This is a genomic window from Alteromonas sp. BZK5, assembly GCF_014349115.1.
Classification (GTDB): Bacteria; Pseudomonadota; Gammaproteobacteria; order Enterobacterales; family Alteromonadaceae; genus Alteromonas; species Alteromonas macleodii.
On sequence record NZ_JACSOE010000151.1, the window covers coordinates 1 to 4,472 of the forward strand.

2 protein-coding genes and 2 pseudogenes are annotated in these 4,472 nt (G+C 44.6%); 2 read left to right on the forward strand and 2 right to left on the reverse strand.

The features are described from left to right. Window positions 1-463 (forward strand): annotated as a pseudogene (locus BIZ39_RS20295) (response regulator); the annotation flags it as partial. Then, window positions 460-1,449, forward strand: coding sequence for a sensor domain-containing diguanylate cyclase (locus BIZ39_RS20300; RefSeq protein WP_187447895.1), 990 nt, complete (start codon window positions 460-462; stop codon window positions 1,447-1,449). The pseudogene BIZ39_RS20295 and the gene BIZ39_RS20300, both read left to right, overlap by 4 nt. On the opposite strand, the gene BIZ39_RS20305 is transcribed toward BIZ39_RS20300, so the two are convergent. Further along, a complete protein-coding gene (locus BIZ39_RS20305) occupies window positions 1,444-3,630 on the reverse strand; it encodes a response regulator (RefSeq protein ID WP_187447896.1) in 2,187 nt (728 codons plus the stop codon). The two genes, BIZ39_RS20300 and BIZ39_RS20305, sit on opposite strands and share 6 nt — an antisense overlap. 85 nt (window positions 3,631-3,715) lie before the next feature. Next, window positions 3,716-4,472: pseudogene (locus BIZ39_RS20310) on the reverse strand (MFS transporter); the annotation flags it as partial.

Consider the following 4,472-nt stretch of genomic DNA (forward strand, 5'->3'; position numbering starts at 1 on the left):
AATTAATCGTAACGACAGTGTGTCGGCAGTTTCAAAAGGCTTTATTAGTGAAGGTATAAGCGGCGAAGCGCTGGTCATTTTTACCGACACAAATTCTCAAAACATCGTTGAACTATTAAAGTATCCGCCGTCAGCTTCCTCAGACCAACTAGCGCTAGAAGCACTAATGGATGTTTCCAATATTCTTATCGGGGCCTGTTTAAACGGTTTGTCAGAGCAGTTAAATGTCGCCTTTAGCCACACGCATCCGGTGCTACTGGGGCAGCACCAAGGACTATCAACGCTTTTAAGTGATAACGTGCAGCGATGGGGCAAGCTCATGGCTATCGAAATAGGTTATGCCATTAAGGCCAGAGATATTTCCTTTGACCTGCTGTTGCTATTTCCTGGTGACGCCATGAACCATATCTATTCTCGGCTGCTCGATGATGACGCTGTCACACAAGACAAGGAAAGTATATGAATGCATCAACAGACGCACTTTCCACCGGTGCTTTAGCTAATTCTTCTCAAGTACCCGCAGAGCTTCTCGATTCCATTGAAGTGGGCATTGCAGTGCTAGACCGCAACTTCAACGTTCAAGTGTGGAACAAGTTTCTTGAAAACCATGGTGCAAAGAAAGCGGAAGCAATCATTGGAGACAGTCTTTTTTCTCATTTCCCGGAAATAGAGGAAAAGTGGTTGAGAACCAAAGTCGACCCTGTGTTCAATTTGAAGAGCCCGGTGTTTATTATTTGGGAGCAGCGCCCTTACTTGTTTAAGTTTGGTTGTAATCGCCCTGTAACCAGTGCTGCAGAGTTCATGTACCAAAATGTGACCATGTTCCCTATTGTTGATAAGCGCGGCAACGTAGAGCGGTTTTGTATGCTTGTTTACGATGTCACTGAGCAGGCGCTTGGTAAGCGTGGAATGGAGCATCTTAACGAAGAGTTGAAAACAGCGAGCCGCGTGGACGGTTTAACTGGGCTATATAATCGTCGCTACTGGCAGGAACGCTTTGATGAGATGCACAAACTTTGTGTGCGCCGAGAAAAGCCAAGTACTGCGCTTATGCTCGATATCGACCATTTTAAACGTATTAACGATACTTATGGTCATCAGGCTGGGGATAAGGTGATTAAGATGTTAGCAGCGCTAATTAAGCGCTGTGTGCGAGAAACCGACCTTGCAGGGCGCTACGGCGGAGAGGAATTTGCCATTATTCTGAATGACTCTTCGGTTGAAGATGCCAAGATAGTTGCCCAACGCATCAGACAATTAGCAAAGCGTTTAGTGGTAGAACACGAAGGTGAGTCAATAAGTTTCACTGTTAGTTTAGGTCTTGCACAATTCTCTCCTGACTTTAAAGGAGCGATGGCATGGCTTGAGTGTGCTGATCAGGCGCTTTATGAAGCAAAAGAAAACGGCCGAAATCAATATCGCATTTATGCAGCGCCTAGCGCATTATAGCGCTAGGCGTAGGGTGTTTTTGAGCTCTTGAAAGGTAACAGGCTTCACTAAGTGGTATCGAATACCTGCCTGCAGCGACGCTTCTTTATCGCTTCTGTGAGCATTCGCCGTAAGGGCGATGATTGGAAGGTCAGGGTGACCTTCTTTCATTATTTTAGCGACTTCCAAGCCATTGATATCTGGTAAGTTGATATCCAGCAGTACACAGTCAAACGCATTTTCACTCACTCTAATAATAGCGTCGTCACCGGTGTAACTCACGGTAACTTCGTGACCCATACATTGCAGCATATACCCCACCATTTCTGCATTAATGGGCTCGTCTTCTACCAGTAACACGTTGGCCTTTTTCGTTGTTTCAACAACTCTTGCGTTACTTGCTGTGAGGTGATGGAGCGCATCTACAAACCGGTTTCTATCTATGGGTTTTACAAAGCTTTGATAGATGGGGAGTTCACTGTTTGCAATAATGTTGGCAATATCTGGGGTTGCTGACAGCACAATAACGGGCGGTACCCGTTCACCAAAAATCGCCTTGAGCGTCCTCACTAGCTCAAGACCATTCATGCCCGGCATGTACAAATCTGCAATAATGCCTGAAAACTGAAGTATTTCTTCGTGCAGATTGAGCAAGTTCGCACCAGATGAAAACGTGCGTGCGCTAAAGCCCTCTTTGGTAATAATTGATTGTAAATGCAGCCTAGATATCTCTAAATCGTCAACTACGGCGAAGGTCGCATTAGACGGTGCTGAATTTGTAGCGGGAAGGTCCTCAATAGGTTTCAGAGGCAGTAAAATTTTAAACTCTGTACCAACTCCAACTGTACTGGTTACCTGTAGTGCACCGCCCAGCTTATCAACGCTGCGTTTAGCTACAGACAAGCCAATTCCTGCCCCCGGGAAGCGCTGACCAGTTGAGTGTTCACCGCGATAGAAGCGTTCAAACATGCGCTTTTGCGTCGCCTCATCAATTCCTATTCCAGTATCACTAATTATAATAACGAGAAAAATCCCTTGGTTTTTCACCAAGGTTGTAACGGTGACGTCGATCAGTCCATTAGCCGTAAATTTAACGGCGTTATCAAGAATGTTAACAACTACTTTAGAAAGGACGACAGGATCCGTTTCTGCGTAATGGGGCACACTGTGACTACAGTGCATATTAAATTCGATTTTTTTGTCTTTTACGCGTACAGAAAACGGCGAGATACATTCGTCGAGCAAGCTGATTAGGTCGACATCTGAAAAGTGCAAGTCGTCTTCAGTGTTATTGGTTAATACATCGGTAAGGTTGTTGGTAAGATTAAGAAGTCGATAGCTGGATTGTTCAGCCTGCTGAATTAGTCTGGTGCGCTCTTCTTCCATGTTAGGAATAAGTTCAAGAGCACTGATAATTGCACTTATTGGCGCTCTGAATTCATGGCTAATTAGCTGCAAAAACTCTTTGTTTTGCAAATCTCTATCGTCATCTACCATGGCAACTCTCAACTTCGATTTACCAAACTTTTTAGGCGACTTGTTTGCGTTACTTTTGTAAAAAAAACATGCAATAAAATACCAAAGTACAATGACGACTGCGCCCAAAATAGTAGTGAGAAGCATCTTATTGCGCAACGCCTTAATACGCAGTAACAACGCGTTTTCTTCCGCCTGCATGGCATTGACCATAGGCAGCAGGGTAAATTGCTGCTGAATACGTTGAGTTGCATCGTCTGTCGGCAACTCAATAAGAGTATGAAGTAAATCTAGTGTGGTTTGCGCGACCTGCCGTGCAGACGCGCTATTCAATCCTTCTTTTGCTATTGCAAAGTCTCTTTCGGATAAAACGGTGGGCGAGATAGTTTGACCTGCACTACTGCGGAGGTATTCAGATATACCTTGAAGGGTGACCTGTAGCTCGCGCTTTAAAATAGTATAATTCGCGGGGCCAGAAAACGCGCTGCTCTCCACCTGAAACGTAAACTGATTGATACTAGACTCAGTGGCAAGAATATTGTCCTCTAAATAACTCTGCTGCTTTAAGGCTGCTATGAGAGCTTGTTGTTTGCTCATCAGCGCGATTAAAACCGCAATGACAACCATAGCGATCAACAGTGCTGTAACACTCACTTTTGAAAAAGTGAATGTCCGCGAAATTGATGATGATTTGCGCTGCGACTGGCCAGCCTGGTTTGAGCTCACGTTCATCCTTGCAAGTAATATGCGGTAGAGATACCTACCTTAAATGTAGGCAACTAACGCTAACTTGCAAGGAAGTAGAATAAAATTACGGTGACTCAACGCGCTTTATGTGGTGCCTAATTGAATACAAAAAGCAAAGGCTGGGAATTACCATGACTGCTGTGAGAATAAAGAACAGGCTCCAATTGCCTTCAAGACTATCTACAACAAAGCCGCTGCTAGAAGCGACCAAAGTTCTGCCTGCAACACTCAGGGAGGCCATGAGTGCGTATTGGGTTGCACTAAACGCCCGATTACACAATAGTGAGATAAACGCGACCATGGCAACGGTGCTCCAAGCCCCTGTAAAACCATCGACAATAACGGTTATGGCTAAAAGAGATGTGGAAGGGCCTGTTTGCGCGATCAGTGCAAATAATAAATTAGACGCGGCCATGGCCACACCCGCAATCATTAATCCGCGGTAAATACCGTAGCGAATGTTAACCAATCCACCTAACAGTGAAAACACGATGGTTACCCACCAGTTGAGCAATTTTGAGTAAGTAGCGATATCGCTATTAGAAAAGCCAATTTCTTTATAAAACACGATACTCATGCGGCCTAGAAAGGCTTCACCGATTTTAAATAGAAAGATAAACAGTAAAAACGACGCCGCTAATTTAACGCCATTTCGATTGAAAAATTCGGCGAATGGCGTGACCAGAGTAGTTTGTATCCAGTGAAAAACGGGAGACTGCTTTGTATCTTTGGCTGTTATCTTTTCAAGCAAGGCTTCACGGTCAATTTGTGGCTCGTTCGCTAAATACGTGGCGCACATTAATAAAGCCATGAGAGCACCG

Excerpts from the sequence above, each read along its gene's own strand:
- BIZ39_RS20300 (WP_187447895.1), top strand. The coding sequence starts at position 460 with ATGAATGCATCAACAGACGCACTTTCCACCGGTGCTTTAGCTAATTCT.